This window comes from Nostoc sp. LEGE 12454 (assembly GCF_056620565.1).
The window spans coordinates 1-14,962 of record NZ_JBWQXL010000018.1; the positions used below are offsets into that span (position 1 = coordinate 1).

At 40.8% G+C, this 14,962-nt stretch carries 16 protein-coding genes; 11 read left to right on the top strand and 5 right to left on the bottom strand.

All coding sequences use genetic code 11. The annotated features are described in order from the left end of the window. Positions 1-53: 53 nt before the first annotated feature. Positions 54-773 carry a ribonuclease III gene (gene rnc / locus AC1F2U_RS18980; protein ID WP_480262616.1) on the top strand — a complete coding sequence of 240 codons (720 nt, stop codon included), beginning with the start codon at positions 54-56 and terminating at the stop codon, positions 771-773. Positions 774-963: 190 nt separating this feature from the next. Next, a complete protein-coding gene (locus AC1F2U_RS18985; protein WP_480262520.1) occupies positions 964-2,115 on the top strand; it encodes a Gfo/Idh/MocA family protein in 1,152 nt (383 codons plus the stop codon). 25 nt (positions 2,116-2,140) lie between these two features. Here AC1F2U_RS18985 and AC1F2U_RS18990 read toward each other — a convergent pair whose 3' ends face one another. Continuing rightward, entirely contained in the window at positions 2,141-4,270 is a 2,130-nt protein-coding gene (locus tag AC1F2U_RS18990) for an ATP-binding protein (protein WP_480262521.1), read from the bottom strand. 292 nt (positions 4,271-4,562) lie between these two features. On the opposite strand from AC1F2U_RS18990, the gene AC1F2U_RS18995 reads away from it, so the two are divergent. The 4 genes from AC1F2U_RS18995 to AC1F2U_RS19010 all read left to right on the top strand — a co-directional run bounded on the left by AC1F2U_RS18995 (position 4,563) and on the right by AC1F2U_RS19010 (position 7,747). Continuing rightward, the gene (locus tag AC1F2U_RS18995) at positions 4,563-5,303 is read left to right on the top strand and encodes a RibD family protein (RefSeq protein WP_480262522.1); all 741 of its coding nucleotides are present in this window, start codon (positions 4,563-4,565) and stop codon (positions 5,301-5,303) included. Between the two features lie 189 nt (positions 5,304-5,492). Then, positions 5,493-6,674 (top strand): GNAT family N-acetyltransferase, encoded by a 1,182-nt coding sequence (locus AC1F2U_RS19000; RefSeq protein WP_480262523.1) that lies wholly within the window; start codon positions 5,493-5,495, stop codon positions 6,672-6,674. Positions 6,675-6,735: 61 nt separating this feature from the next. Beyond that, a complete protein-coding gene (locus AC1F2U_RS19005; RefSeq protein ID WP_480262524.1) occupies positions 6,736-7,224 on the top strand; it encodes a pentapeptide repeat-containing protein in 489 nt (162 codons plus the stop codon). A 139-nt stretch (positions 7,225-7,363) separates the two neighbouring features. Further along, the gene (locus tag AC1F2U_RS19010; protein ID WP_480262525.1) at positions 7,364-7,747 is read left to right on the top strand and encodes a DUF4346 domain-containing protein; all 384 of its coding nucleotides are present in this window, start codon (positions 7,364-7,366) and stop codon (positions 7,745-7,747) included. An 89-nt stretch (positions 7,748-7,836) separates the two neighbouring features. Here AC1F2U_RS19010 and psb32 read toward each other — a convergent pair whose 3' ends face one another. After that, the gene (psb32, locus tag AC1F2U_RS19015; RefSeq protein WP_480262526.1) at positions 7,837-8,574 is read right to left on the bottom strand and encodes a photosystem II repair protein Psb32; all 738 of its coding nucleotides are present in this window, start codon (positions 8,572-8,574) and stop codon (positions 7,837-7,839) included. Positions 8,575-9,069: 495 nt separating this feature from the next. Between psb32 and surE the strand changes: the two genes are divergently transcribed. From surE to AC1F2U_RS19035, 4 genes are all read left to right on the top strand, one after another. Continuing rightward, positions 9,070-9,750: a 5'/3'-nucleotidase SurE gene (gene surE, locus AC1F2U_RS19020; RefSeq protein WP_480262527.1), complete on the top strand. Its 681-nt coding sequence runs from the start codon at positions 9,070-9,072 to the stop codon at positions 9,748-9,750. Positions 9,751-9,930: 180 nt separating this feature from the next. Further along, positions 9,931-10,554 carry a hypothetical protein gene (locus AC1F2U_RS19025; RefSeq protein WP_480262528.1) on the top strand — a complete coding sequence of 208 codons (624 nt, stop codon included), beginning with the start codon at positions 9,931-9,933 and terminating at the stop codon, positions 10,552-10,554. An 86-nt stretch (positions 10,555-10,640) separates the two neighbouring features. Continuing rightward, entirely contained in the window at positions 10,641-11,288 is a 648-nt protein-coding gene (locus AC1F2U_RS19030; protein WP_480262529.1) for a PAP/fibrillin family protein, read from the top strand. 81 nt (positions 11,289-11,369) lie between these two features. Next, positions 11,370-12,095, top strand: a complete 726-nt coding sequence (locus tag AC1F2U_RS19035; RefSeq protein ID WP_480262530.1) for an MGMT family protein — start codon at positions 11,370-11,372, stop codon at positions 12,093-12,095. A 54-nt stretch (positions 12,096-12,149) separates the two neighbouring features. Here AC1F2U_RS19035 and AC1F2U_RS19040 read toward each other — a convergent pair whose 3' ends face one another. The 3 genes from AC1F2U_RS19040 to AC1F2U_RS19050 all read right to left on the bottom strand — a co-directional run bounded on the left by AC1F2U_RS19040 (position 12,150) and on the right by AC1F2U_RS19050 (position 14,039). Beyond that, positions 12,150-12,878 carry a hypothetical protein gene (locus AC1F2U_RS19040; protein ID WP_480262531.1) on the bottom strand — a complete coding sequence of 243 codons (729 nt, stop codon included), beginning with the start codon at positions 12,876-12,878 and terminating at the stop codon, positions 12,150-12,152. 394 nt (positions 12,879-13,272) lie between these two features. Further along, on the bottom strand, positions 13,273-13,659 hold the full coding sequence (locus AC1F2U_RS19045; RefSeq protein WP_480262532.1) for a hypothetical protein: 387 nt from the start codon (positions 13,657-13,659) through the stop codon (positions 13,273-13,275). Between the two features lie 152 nt (positions 13,660-13,811). Further along, on the bottom strand, positions 13,812-14,039 hold the full coding sequence (locus tag AC1F2U_RS19050; RefSeq protein ID WP_480262533.1) for a hypothetical protein: 228 nt from the start codon (positions 14,037-14,039) through the stop codon (positions 13,812-13,814). A 389-nt stretch (positions 14,040-14,428) separates the two neighbouring features. On the opposite strand from AC1F2U_RS19050, the gene AC1F2U_RS19055 reads away from it, so the two are divergent. Beyond that, entirely contained in the window at positions 14,429-14,881 is a 453-nt protein-coding gene (locus AC1F2U_RS19055) for an Hsp20/alpha crystallin family protein (RefSeq protein ID WP_480262534.1), read from the top strand. Positions 14,882-14,962 lie beyond the last annotated feature (81 nt).

Sequence of the window (14,962 nt, forward strand, 5' to 3'; positions counted from 1 at the left end):
CCCCCCTGCCCCCCTGCCCCTCTGCCCCTCTGCCCCCTTCCCCTTATCATGCAATGCCCCTTGCCTATCCACGCCGCCAACGGCAACTTGAAAGTTTAGTCCAAAAATTTGGTTTGTCGCTAGAAGCACCTATAAAGTGGGAGTTACTGGATTTAGCGCTAACTCATCCCACTGTCTCTGATTCAGCAAATTATGAACAGCTAGAGTTTGTTGGCGATGCAGTGGTGCGGCTGGTGTCGGCTATTGTGTTATGGGAAAATTATCCCGATTGTCCAGTAGGGGATTTTGCGGCAATTCGTTCGGTATTGGTGAGCGATCGCATTCTCGCCCAATTGGCCAGAGTTTATGGTTTGGAGTTATACTTACTAGTCGCTGGTAGTGCTACCGCCGATAAAGTTGGTCTAGAGTCACGGCTAGCAGATGCTTTTGAAGCAGTTTTAGGTGCGCTTTACTTAAGTACTCAAAATCTGGAATTGATTCGCTCTTGGCTAGATCCCCACTTTCACCAACTAGCAACAGAAATTCGCCTCGATCCTGCCAGACTTAATTACAAAGCTGCTCTCCAAGAATGGACTCAGGCGCAATTTAAAGTTTTACCAGAATATCGGGTTATAGAAGTAACTCAACCACATCGCAATCAAGAACGTTTCCTGGCTGAAGTGTGGCTGCACGGAAACAAACTTGGAGAAGGTAAGGGGCGATCGATCAAAACTGCCGAACAAGCCGCAGCTAAAGTGGCTTTTTTAGCAATTCCTAATCCGCAAATACCCTGAGCTTAAAAGAAGGGAAATTAGTCGATAATCAGTTGATTGTCAGTAGTCATTTGTCCCTCGTCCTTTGTATACAAATAACTAATGACAAATACTTCTCTACCAGAGGCTGCGCCAACGGCTTCTCTACGAGACGCTGCGCGAACGCGGTAGTTGAGCGCAGTCGAAACTCAGTATAAGTGACAAATGACAAATGACAAATAAAATTAATATTGCTGTCATCGGAGTTGGGCGTTGGGGAGTGCATCTGTTGCGGAATTTTTTAGCACATCCCCAAGTAAATGTAGTTGCTGTAGTAGACCCTCATCCAGAACGATTAGCGGCGGTAAAGCAGCAGTTTAACTTAGACGAGAATGTACTATTAACAACCCAATGGCAGGATTTAAAGACAGTGCTAAAGTTGACGGGAGTGGCGATCGCAACTCCTGCTACCACCCACTATGCTTTAATTAAAGACGCTCTCCAACAGGGATACCATGTTTTGGCAGAAAAACCCCTAACTCTCAATCCAGCAGAATGTCGGGAACTTTGCCATTTAGCAGAAAAGCATCATTTAATACTAACGGTTGATCACACTTATTTATTTCATCCAGCGGTTGAGCGAGGAAAAACTGTAGTACAAGCGGGTAAATTAGGTGATTTACGCTATGGCTACGCAACGCGCACCCATTTAGGGCCTGTACGGCAAGATGTTGATGCGCTGTGGGACTTAGCCATTCACGATATTGCAATCTTTAATGCTTGGCTTGGTCAAATTCCTATAAAAGTACAAGCAACGGGTACTGTGTGGCTACAGGGAGCAGGGGAGCATACTTCGACTGCGCTCAGTAACCGAGGGGGCAGGGGAGCAGGGGAGCAGGGGGGCAGGGGAGCAGAGGTGAGTCCATATACAGATTCTGTGCCTCAAGGCTTGGCCGATGTGGTATGGCTGACACTCACATATCCAGATGGCTTTCAAGCTTATATTCATTTGTGCTGGCTGAATCCTGATAAACAGAGACGGCTGGGGATTGTGGGTAGTCTTGGCAGCTTGATTTTTGATGAAATGTCAATATCATCACCCCTAACCCTGCTACATGGTGAGTTTGAACAGCAAGGCAATCAATTTATTCCTGTTAATCAAAAGCAGATAGTGCTGGAATTGGAGCCAGGAGAACCATTGGGGCGGGTTTGCTCCTCCTTTGTTGCCTCTATTCTCAACAATACTCCCTCGGAGGTTTCGTCTGGGTGGGTAGGCACTGAGTTAGTAGAAATTCTTGCTGCTCTAACATTATCTCTTAGCCAAGGCGGTAAACCTGTTTTTTTGAGCGATCGCATCGTCAAGGAGCAAAACTCTCAGGAGTAGTGATGAATATGGACTTTTGACTAAATTACGTCTTGAAAGTCCCATTTGCACAAACTTTTGCTTTTGGAAGACTTACTAAGATAGTTTGCAGGGGCGAAAGACGAATCTCGCAAGTCTCATTTCCAAAGAGCAACTGGGACTTCGGGAACTTTTCTTTGTCTACCTCTACTTTTATAGACTTGTCGATCCCCAAAGACGGACTTCCCCCAGACTCCTGTAGGTTGGGGTAGCGGCTTGCCTTTACTGGCTCATTCCCAGAGGAGAATCCCAAATCTCCGACATTTGCTTCTTTATTTGGAACAGCTAACAGCGAGATATCAATCAAAGGTAAGGTAATTTTCAGTGTCGTACCTTGATGAAGCCCTGCACTCTCAAGAGTAATACTGCCTCCCATGAGTTCGATTAAGTTTCGTGAAATCGCTAGTCCCAGTCCAGTACCTTCAAACTGACGTGTTGTAGTGCCATTCACCATTACAAAGGGGCGAAATAGTTTGTGCTGTTGAGTCGGATCGATGCCTATACCTGTATCTTTGACAGCTACTACCACCTGAGATTTACCATTAGTAGATTGAATTTCTGTAGCAATGGTGATGCTGCCGGTGTCGGTGAACTTGGTGGCGTTGCCAATAACATTAATCAGCACTTGCTTCAGTTTTCCCGCGTCTGCCTTAATGGGGATCGCTTTGGAAGTTAACTCACATTTCAATTGCAAGCCCTTTTGTTGGACATTAACTGATTGTAAATTAATTACCTCTAACAATAGTTGTCGGAGGTCAAGAGGCGTGGAAATAACTGAAAGCTTACCTGCTTCGATTTTAGAAATGTCGAGTAAATCATTAATAATACCTAGCAAGTGAATCGTTGTTTCATCGGCACGTTTAAGAAACTCCATTTCTTCTTCTCGGTCATCACATAAGCCTTCTTCAACCAGGCGAATACAGTTAATAATAATATTTAATGGGTTTCTCAATTCATGAGAAGTCGTAGCCAAAAACTGGCTTTTAATTTGGTTAGCGCTTTTTGCTTCTTTCCAAGCTATTTCTAATTCTTCCGATCCAGCTTTCAGCCGTTCTACCATTTGGTCTAATGCTTGGGCCAGTTGATTGAATTCCCGAATTTTAAAATTGTGCGGAACTGGTTGTGCGGCATGGTGAGAGTGAATATTCAGAGCGTAGTCTCGCAATTCTTCTACAGGACGGGCCAAGTAAGGAGCTAAATATAGGGATGCTAACAAACTTGCACCAATCAAACCAACTGTCAAAACGATCAGAATTAATTTGATTTCCTCCAAACCAAAAAGCGCATTATCGACACTAGTAACAGCTAAAACTATCCATTTTTGCTGCTGCTGTTGGGTGAGTGGATTTGGAATTGCTGTATAGCCAGCGACTAATTCTTTTCCTTCGGTAAAAGAAAAATTTATTGAATCGTTTTGTCCCGTAATTGCATTTTTAATTATGCTTTTGATTTGGGAAGCATGAGGGTGCCGATCGATATTAGTTCCCACCCAATCTGTGAATGGGTGTGCCAAAATTGTGCCATCTTCAGCAATCACTACCATAGCGCCCGTGAGCGATCCCGGCGGATTTCTGGTTTGTTGGTACAATGCAGATTGAATACTTAAGCTGTAAACTGAATTTTTTCGGCTATCGGAAACTGGTGCAGATAAAACTATTTGCAGTTGATTTTGTGCATCTCTTTTTCCAGTCGTTCCTGCCTTTGGCGGAAAGATTGCTTTGACATCAATTCCATCAGTAGGTAAAGGTAATCTCAATTCTCCAATTTCTCGATCCCCACAGCTACTGGCAATTATCTTCTGCTTTAGGAGATTCGTTAATTGGATGCACTCAATACTGGCTGGAAGTTGTTGCCTTAATTGCGTGAGAATTTCTTGCTCTTGTATAGGCGAACCCGACGGAATAACCGTTGTTTTGCTTACACTCTGCAAATCAGCTTTTAAGATTGCGATCGCATCACCAATTCTCTCCCCTTTACTGATGGCGCTTTCTGTTAAGTTTTGCCGTGCAGTTCTCAATATACTAGTACGTGCCTTATTCAAGGCAACAAGTTCCCCTACTAGTAAAACTGGAACAAACAGCAGCAATATTCTGGTTACTAAAATTCGACGGAAGGAAGATTGGCGGGAATTAGTCATCAAGTGTCTCACTTTGCACCTGCAATCTACAACACCAAAGATATGCAATTAAATCAGCTAGATGAGACATTTTATTAAATTATCAGAATTTTATTTTCAATGTTTAAAAATAACAAATTGCTATAATTCAAAAAGAAACGTGGTATACCAAAACTCGTATATGCTAGATGTAGAAGCGATTTTTGTTGCATATCAATACAGTAGTGAAATGATAAAACAGTAGCTTGTCGGTATGGTTTTTTGAGAATCTACACACGACTAAAGTAAATATTAAAACTATCAAATCAATTTAATGTTGCAACATCGTCCTCATACTACAGTTGTTTTAGCAATGAGTGCAGATGGCAAGATAGCAGATTTTAAGCGATCGCCTGCTAGGTTTGGTTCAAGGGTTGATAAAGCGCACTTAGAAAAACAAATTGCTGCCTCTGATGCCGTTTTGTTCGGTGCTAGGACTCTGGATGCTTATGGAACAACACTTACTGTAACCGATCCAACTCTAGTGCAACTCCGGGCGCAAGGAGGGAAGCCTCAGCAACCAGTTCATATAGTGATTACAAACTCTGCAAACCTTAATCCGGAAATTCACTTTTTTAAGCAACCAGTTAGACGCTGGCTACTCACCACAACAGCAGGAGAATTTTCGTGGAAAGAACGCTTACAGATACTTCACTCAACTCTGGGAACCGGAGTACAAGAGTACCCTCCAGAATTTGAGAAGATTCTGGTTTTTGAAACACCAACGCGAGAAATTGACATTCGCGCAGCTTTGAAGTACCTAGCCACTCTACATATAACACGCTTGGCGATCTTGGGTGGAGGTGAATTAGTCGCTTCTTTGCTGGAATTAGACTTAATTGATGAATTATGGCTAACTGTATGTCCGCTGATTTTAGGTGGTAATACTGCACCCACACCCGTCGAAGGGAAAGGATTTTTACCCCATTTGGCTCCTAAGTTACAACTTATAACAGTTCATACAGTTGAGCAAGAAGTGTTTTTGCACTATCGCCTGCAACGACCAGCAGATTAGATTACGCTAAGTTAAGTTATTTATTGGGGATGGGGCATTGGGCACAAGAGGCAGAGAGGCGGAGGGGCAGAGGGGAAAGACTTACTGCTACTTCTCCTCTGCTCCCCTGCTCCCCTGCTCCTCTGCTCCTCTGCTCCCCTGCTCCCCTGCTCCCCTGCTCCCCTGCTCCCTACTCCCTACTCCTCTAAGATGGTGGAACAACTTAAGCCTCGCTATTCTGTCGTTTGGACGAACAAAATCGCTGAAGTACCCCAAAATGCCTGGAATGCTTTGGCAATGCCACTCAAAACGCCATTTTTAGAATGGGAGTGGCTAAATAATCTCGAAACCTCTCAAAGTGTTACCGCTAAAACTGGTTGGTTGCCAAATCACTTGACACTGTGGCGAGATAAAACGCTGATTGCTGCTGCGCCACTTTATCTTAAAGGACATAGTTCTGGTGAATTTGTTTTCGATCATCAATGGGCAGAGTTAGCCGATCGCATCGGAGTCCAATATTACCCAAAATTGCTGGGAATGACACCATTTACCCCAGCAGAAGGTTATCGGTTCTTAATTGCCCCAGGAGAAGATGAGGATGAAATCACAGCGCTGATGGTGCATGAAATTGACACTTTTTGCTCCAAGAATCGGATTTCTGGGTGTCATTTTCTCTACGTCGATCCCCAATGGCGTCCGATGCTGGAACGGCATGGCTTTACAACTTGGCTACACCACAGCTATATCTGGGAAAATGCTGGTTTTAAAACTTTTGATGATTACTTGAGGGTGTTTAACGCTAATCAGCGCCGCAATATCAAGCGGGAACGCAAAGCTGTGGAAAAAGCAGGTTTACGATTGCAACCACTGAGTGGCGATCAAATTCCTCAGTCTTTGTTTCCCTTGATGCACCAATTCTATGCTGACACCTGTGATAAGTTTGGCTGGTGGGGTAGCAAGTATCTCACACGGAGATTTTTTGAGCAGCTACACACCGATTATCGCCATCGAGTCTTGTTTGTTGCCGCATATAGCGAGGAAGATAATTCTCATCCTTTAGGAATGTCTTTTTGTTTATTTAAAGATGACAAACTCTATGGGCGCTATTGGGGAAGTTTTCAAGAAATAGATTGCTTACATTTTGATGCTTGCTATTATGCGCCGATTGAGTGGGCGATCGCTAACGGAATCCAAATTTTTGATCCTGGCGCGGGTGGGCGTCACAAAAAACGGCGCGGTTTCCCCGCTATGCCCAATCACAGTTTGCACCGCTTTTACAATAATCGTTTAGGACAAATTATCCGTCCCTATATTAAGGAAGTGAATCAACTCGAACAGCAGCAGATTGAGGCAATTAATGCAGAGTTGCCATTTAGTGAGAAAAATGCTTGAGGAAAAGGAACTACTTTCGTAACATCACTGCGTAAGTCCTAATAAGTTCAGGAAAATATTTATGGCTCATGTGAATCGTGATGAGTTGATTAGAAGATATGCTGCTGGGGAAAGAAACTTTTCTGGAGTCAACTTGGACGTAGATTTGTCGGGGATTGATCTGAGTGGTGCTGACTTGACTGGGAATAATATGGAGGAGTTCTATCTTGCTAGTGCTATTTTGAAGGCAGTTAGTTTAGTTAATGCCAAATTGTTTGAAGCCTGTCTGAATAGTGCCGATTTGACCGAAGCCGATCTTAGAGGAGCAGACTTGCGACGTGCTAGCATCAATGTTGCTAACTTAACTAATACAGACTTGAGAGGAGCGAGATTTCACAACACTAGCTTCCATAAGGCTGATTTAATCGGGGCTAACTTGAGCGGAACTGATTTGGGGGGATGCGACTTCTGGGAAGCTGATTTGACTGGAGCTAATTTGGAAGGAGCTAATTTGCGTCGCACTACTTTTCGTAACACCATCATGCCAGATGGCACTATTCGGAATAATTAAGTCTAGTTCTCTGATTTTCTTTTAAGTAAAGGGAATCAAAAATATCTGAAAGATATCAAGAAGACTAAGGAAGATAGGAATTACACTTGATATAGAGTGTAAAAACCCTCAAGAAAGAAAATTTCTTTTTATAATGCTTATGGATTTAATAATTGAAGATTTAGTCGCAATTGATGATAAACTTTCCCAGCGTCATATTGACCTCGATCCCGGTGGATATTTCATTATTTACTTGGATCGAGACGCAGGGTTAATTTATGCCAAGCATTTTACAAATGTAATTGACGATCGCGGTTTAGCTGTCGATCCCGAAACGGGAAAGGTTATTCCAGCGCGAGAAAAGGTAGAACGAACTCATACAACAGTTTTTAGCGCCAGAACCGCGAAAGAACTTTGCGTGAAAATTTTTGAAGAAACTCAGCCCCCTCCTGTAACTCAATTAGATCATGCAGCTTATCTGGGTCGAGAATTTATTCGGGCTGAGGTAGCTTTAGTTACAGGGCAAGAGTATGTTCAGGATTAAGCCAATTTTAGATTTTAGATTTTAGATTTTAGATTTTTCTTTCAATCCAAAATCCAAAATTAAAAATCTAAAATTGAACAACTCTGCCATTACCCATTAGAAGAGGGCTGATTTATCTGATAGATATAGTAAGTTGCCATTGGGATAACGGTGGCAGCAATTAACAATCCTACTACCCAAGCAGTAGCGTTACCTTGGTTGGTTTCTTCTGCTTTCTTGAAGGTGCCTTCAACTTGTACATTGTCAGTTACTTGGGGTGGCCCTGGATCGGGTTTGCCGGAGAGAACGGCGACAAGGCGATCGCTTGCATCAAGAAATGCCTGATTGTATTTGTCACCATTGCGTAACGGCACACTTACTGTTTCAGTAGCTATACTCTCGGCAATAGAGTCAGCAAGAATTGGCTTGACTTGATCCCCAGTAATAATGGCCGTACCATTGGTAACTGTATCAAGAAGCAACAAGGTTTGATTAGCTTGGGCTGCTTTTGTCGGAAACCATTTTTCAAATAGTTCTTTAGTAAAGCTTTCTGGTGTTTCGCCATAGTCGAGTCGGCGAACAGTAACAATTCTGACTTCTTTATCTGTTTGCTTTGCTAAATCCTTAAAAGCGCTGCTAATCTTGCCTTCATTCAGACGGCTGATCACTTCACCTCGATCCAAAACCCAGGTGTCATTTCCTGCTGTCAGGCTGGGTATTTGATACACACCTGTGGCTAAAGCAGGTGTAGCAAACAGCGAGGCTGCGAAAATAACCGTCACCAAAGGTAGAATTAGCCGGATGAGGTATTTTTGACTGCTAAAAACTTGTTTGAGGAGCTGTTTCATCGTGTGATCCCTAAGACAGACTTGCACCAAAAATACTACAGAACCACTGCAAAAATCACCTCGTTCCCGATTTTCTTCAGTGTAAAATTTCTGATATTCCCAGCAAATATGTATATTGTACGGGATTTTTGATTACACAAACTTGTTCTGAAGGCGGTTGCAAGCATTAACTTGACCTAAACCCCTTACTAGTCACAAGAAATACCGCCCATTTTGGGAATTAACCCAAATGCTGAGGGCGGAATTTGCAAACCATCTAGAAATCATATCGCATGATTCATATTTTGGTTCAACACCGCCATATTTTTTCATATCTGCGAGTAGCTTTTCCTGCCATACTCATTAGATATATGAGTGAAAAAGAATGTCAAGACATTATCCTGTTAGCTCTCTACAAGAGTTCTAGACAATGCATATTTAGTTTCTAGAGATGTCTATGTGATGGTTGATATCTGCATTTTTCTGATATTTTAGCTAAATCAATATCATATATACATGACTATACTTTTAACTAACGACGATGGCATTGATGCCCCTGGTATCCAAGCGCTGCTCAAAGCTGTAAATGGCAAAAATTCTATTATCGCTGCTCCTGCCGATCATCAGTCTGGCTGTGGACATCAAGTTACTACTACTCGTGCTATCAACCTCCAGCGACGTTCTGAGACTGAGTATGCGATCGCAGGTACTCCCGCTGATTGTGTGAGAATTGCTATAACACAAATTACCGCAGATGTCAAATTTGTACTTTCAGGTATCAACGCTGGGGGAAACTTGGGAGTCGATGCCTATATTTCTGGCACAGTTGCTGCCGTGCGGGAAGCCGCGATGCACGGTATTCCCGGAATTGCCATTTCTCAGTATCGCAAAGCCAAGCAGAATTTTGATTGGGATCTGGCTGCCAAATTCACTGCTGAAGTTTTAGCGGATTTACTCAAGCGTCCCCTAGAACCAGGAAGCTTCTGGAATGTGAATCTGCCACATCTGCAACCAGGAGAACCAGATCCTGAAGTGGTATTTTGCCAAGCCTGTACCAAACCTTTGCCCGTGAACTATCGAATTGAAGGCGATAACTTCTATTATGTAGGGGAATATGGCAAACGCGATCGCACTCCTGGCAGCGATGTAGATGTATGTTTTTCTGGTAATATCGCCGTCACCCAGTTAAGAGTTTGACATTGGTCATCAGTTACTAGTTAACTGTTACCACCTTTTAGTGGATATTGAGGAGAGCTTGTAGGGCTATTAATTGGTCTTATGGGTATGTGGTGCGATCGCGAGCAAAATTTTCAAGGATTTGAAATCTGGTAAAGTTTCAGTGGTACTGAATACTAATTTCAAAAAAAGGAGAAATATATGCAATTTCTCAAAATTGTTCTTGTCACTCTCGTATTGATGGTGAATCTGCTAATTGCTCAACCCTCTTGGGCAGGTAAAGATTTCACTAAGGGGGCTGACTATGCTGAGGTAACTCAGGCACTCAACCAACTTCTAACTGTAAAGAATACACCTGAGCAAGCTGGCTATACACCTGAGCAATTCCAGCAGCGACTGGCACAATTGCAGTTTCAGAAAAATGTCATAGAAACAGCTAGAAAGCGGGCGCAGTGCCGTAATGAAACCGGCAAGACTTTGGCTGTCTATGCCAATAAACCAAAAAAAATTCCAACCCAACTCTACTTTCTGGGCGCAGGAACAATCACCGATGATGATTGGGATTGCGATGGCATTTACTTACCCGCAGGTTCTCAAGTGGTTTTAGGCCCGAACGCTCAACCACAACAACTGACTGAACCTATCGCCGTTAAGTTTGTCGATGGTACACAGTCTCTTGCTATAACCAATCTAGCCACTGGTGCAATTGAATTGAATGTTGAACCTGCCAAAGTATTTAAGGCGGGTGAGAGTACTTGGTTGCTCCCTACTTTTTCCCAAGCGGATATCGATACACAAATTCCCACCCCACAACTCATTGACTAATCTCATCTAAATAATTCAACTTTTATGTACTTCCCGCATAAAAGTTGAACTAAAGAAACAGGATATATCAAGGAAAATTCTTACCATTGACTAATCAACTTTTAATTAAGGAAAAACTACAAGCAACGCTTGAGAATATTCAAAACAAGAGCGATGGCTCTCCTATTACCGATTTGCAGTTAAACAAAACCTTAGCCGCAGAAATTGAACAATTGACGACGGAACTGGAGAGCGTCAATCCCAATCTCAATCCTCTTCTATACGCTACTTCTTTGCTAGAGGGAGCTTGGCAACTGCAATACTCCACAGCTAGAGAAATACGTTCTTTAGCTTCTCTTCCATTGGGATTAAAGCTGGGTAAAGTTTATCAAGTGATTGATGTTGCAAATAAATTGTTTTTCAATCTAGCGAAAGTTAAACATCCTCTGGGGCTAGTATCGGGATATGTCAAAGTTACAGCTAGCTTTGAGCCAGCCAAAGAAGATTTAGAGCCTCTACAGAACAAACGTATCAACGTCTATTTTGACAAGCGTTATCTATCAATTGAGAAGATTATTGGCATTAATACTCCCCAACTTAACCCATTTAAGGTTGTTTCAGCTAATAATCCTACTAGTAGAACTGCTACATTAGATATTACTTTCTTAGATGAAACTTTAAGAATTGGACGTGGAGGAGATGGAAGTTTATTTATTCTTAGTAAATCAGAGAATTTATCTGACTTCACCGCCTAAATTTGAGATTAATCGCGTCGCTGAATGAATATGCCTTTCTCAATCATACATCTTTTCAGCAAAGTAAAACCAGGCTCGGCGATGGTAGAGCTTAATACATTAAATTTAAAGGTAAATCATGGTATAGAAGGAGATATTAATGCCGAGCCGATAAGTCCCAGGCAAGTTTTAATTGTTAGGTACGAAGATATTTTAGACTTATCAATTCAACCAGGAGAATTGCGAGAAAATATTGTGGTTCAAGGTTTAGAAGTTGATAAATTTATCCCTGGCTCTTTGCTAACCTTTGAAAGTGGTGCGGCAATTCGGCTAACTTTTCACTGCGAACCATGTAAGCGTATAGCTCACTTGGTAGAATCATTAAAAAGCATCCAAGATAAAAGAGGGATTTTAGGTGTAGTTATTAAATCAGGTCAAATCAAGGTTGATAGTAATTTTCAGGTTGAAGCTAATCGATTTCCAGCATTATCTGAAAATCCATATAAACGATTCCTAAATTTTATTATCAAAATTCCAAGTGGAAAAGTAGTTACATATAAACAGATAATTAAAGCTATAGGAGTAGATAATAGCTATCTAAGAGCTATTCCTATATACCTGAAAAAAACTTCGGCTGCTGATTATCCGTTACATAGAATATTAGACTCTAAAGGTTATTTGATAACTTATGTGAGCCAACAAAAAAATAAGTTGGAAATGGAAGGAGTGCAGGTTTTATCTGAAGCAGATTTATTAAAAAACTTAAATAAAAATTTTGTAAAAGTTCAAGATTATTTATGGGAAGATGGTACTATACATTTAGAATAAATATTATTGTAATTATTATAATGTTGGTAATATCATCCTCTATTCATAGTTTCATCAAGATGACCCCTGATTTTTGATTTGTTTAGATGTAGCTTCCATAAAGTCGATAAAAACTTTTATGAGCTTATGAATTCCCTCACTACCTCCTGCAATTAAACCTCCTGTCAGCAATGCATCTAAACAACGGAAAATAACTATTTGTATTGGATTATCTAAATCAATAACTACAAGTGGCTCAATTGAGCGAACACCTATTGCGCTCATTAAAAGACCAAATAAAAGAGATGTCCATAGAGCAATTGTTCGTGTATCAGATTTATAGGCTGTTCTTTGGCGCTCTTTTTCATTTATATCATCCATTTGTGGCTGGAAAATTTTTAATGAATTTTGTTGATTTTGTGTAAAATTTTGGATTATTTGCTGTTCTAAACTCATTCCTTCTGGTGGGAGTCCACTGATTTGATTTGATTCCAAAGAAGGAAATTGTTGCTGTTGTCCTTCCATAAGTTTTATTTTCTCAGAGATTAGAGCCTTTTCTTGTTGAATACTAATATCTAATTGTTCGACGAATGGGCCACGCCAAGTAGTTATAAAAACTTCTAAAGAACGCTCTAACAACAAAGAAATAAATAATTGTAATGTGAGTAGCTGGACAATATCATTAACTCCAAATGGTTTTAAAACGAATGGTTTAGATGATAACCAAGTTGACAAAGTTACTACTAGAAAACTAATAATGATTAATACAATAAATAGAGGAGATTCGGGAGAAAGCTTTAGCAACGTATCTATACTCCTGTTTCGCGTCACAATGTCTAACACAGCCTAGAGGTGAAAACTACACCTGCTGAGTAACTTAACAACGTTAATTTGATAGAACAGTAAATAATTTATGACCCGTCCCTTTTTTCTAAAAGTGTGATGAGTCACGCCGTTGTGGGAGCAGAAAGCATTTCAGTGCTACTGTGCATAGGACGACGCTGGAGCAAGTAGCAACCGTAGCACCAACTAAAAACCCCTCCAAGGTGTTGGAGGGGTTAAAATAATTTTTGCGAATGAGATAGTAATTAGGGGGAGACAGCAGGTTTTCCTGCTCGGTTACGCATTTTCTTGTCAAAGCAACCTGATGATAGTACAGCATTTTATAAATCCATTACGAACCTCTGCAAGTCTGTACTTAGTAAGATAAATTATTAGTGCTGTCGTCTGATGTCAGTTGCGGCTCGACAGCGTTTAGATAACCTTTATCATTTAAAGCTTTTTGTGCTGGTAACTTTTTAGCGTTAACAGCAGCCTTAACCACATTTAATGCAGTCAGGTTTCCTGTTTCGTATTGAGATACCAAAGCGCTACCGCTAAGACTACCCTGTGCTTTCAGATTACCTTGATAAGCTAGAAATACAGTATCAAAGGGTTTGAGGTAGCTGACGTTAGATGAATTGTTAGAATTGATAGCTATAGGTTCGCCACTATTGTTAGTAGCTATTTGAGTGCCACCCATTCCAGGCAATAAAGCAATAGAAGTAACAATGAGTACAGAATCAATCAAGATAGAAAGTTTCATAGGATTATCCTTAGTTATAGTAAAGTGCAATTAGTGTTCTTGAGTAATAGAGTCTTATTTTTTATCTGTCTTAACTTCCTGCACCCAGTTCACCTGAACGGTTGATTTGCTCCTCACCCATTCGGGTGATTTAATTGAGCGCATCCTACGGTTCATTCAAAGTTGCTCAGACCCATCATCTGATAAGCAAGAACAGCAGTATCAAAGGTTTTGAGACAATTGATATCTGTGGAATCATTGCGTAAAGTATTAGATTTGATACCTGTATTGATTGATGTGTCACTCTTGCCATGAGTAGCTATTTGAGTCCTAGCGATTCTAGGTAGGACACTAAAATCAACAATGTGTGCAAAATTAAGCCAAGGAAAGAGTTTCATCATTGATGCTGTGTTGGTTAATAAATCGGGAGTAAAGTTCAAGACAAACTTGAACAGATATATATTTAACTGAGGTTATCTAAAAATTTATGCAGTGTTGTTACTCGGTTATAGATATAGCCCAACTGAAGCATCGTATTTCTACGCTATTCCTTCAACAGTAGATTTATTGATTTAGTATGATTGAATCTAATTTGTCTATTCGGGTTTACCGAACAAACAAATTAGAGTAAACCGTAAAATAATTCTCTCTAATTTAGTACGGTAATCATCAATTAATTAGTGTCAAAAACCGAATTTACAGCAGATTTAACTCTGCATAATATGAATATGTAAGCACAAGGTTAAGTGCAAAACTTATTAAACAATATTAACTAATGCGAGGAAGAGTTATGACACTAGTTCGTTGGAATCCTTGGAGAGAAATTGACACTCTACAACACCAAATCAATAATTTATTTGAAGATACCAGACTACCATCTGCATTGTTTGACAAAGGCTTAAGCAAAGTTCCGGCTGCTGAAATTCAAGAAACTGAAGATGCGATTCATTTGAAGATAGAACTGCCAGGAATAGAAGCTAAAGACCTGGATGTGCAAGTGACAGAAAATGCTGTTTACGTTAGCGGTGAGCGGAAGTCCGAAACCAAAACAGAGGAAAAAGGTGTTACCAGAAGTGAATTTCATTACGGTAAATTTCAACGTGTAATTCCTCTATCGGCTCGGATTAAAAATACTAACGTTACGGCAGATTATAAAGATGGCATCTTGAATCTGATACTGCCTAAAACTGAGCAAGAAAAGAACAAAGTTGTCAAGGTGAATTTGGAACAATCTGCTAACTAATGGTTTGCTTGCGATGTCTACGACGGGCTACGCCTACGCACTACTTTACCTGCAATAATTGATTGAAATAGTTAAGAGCTT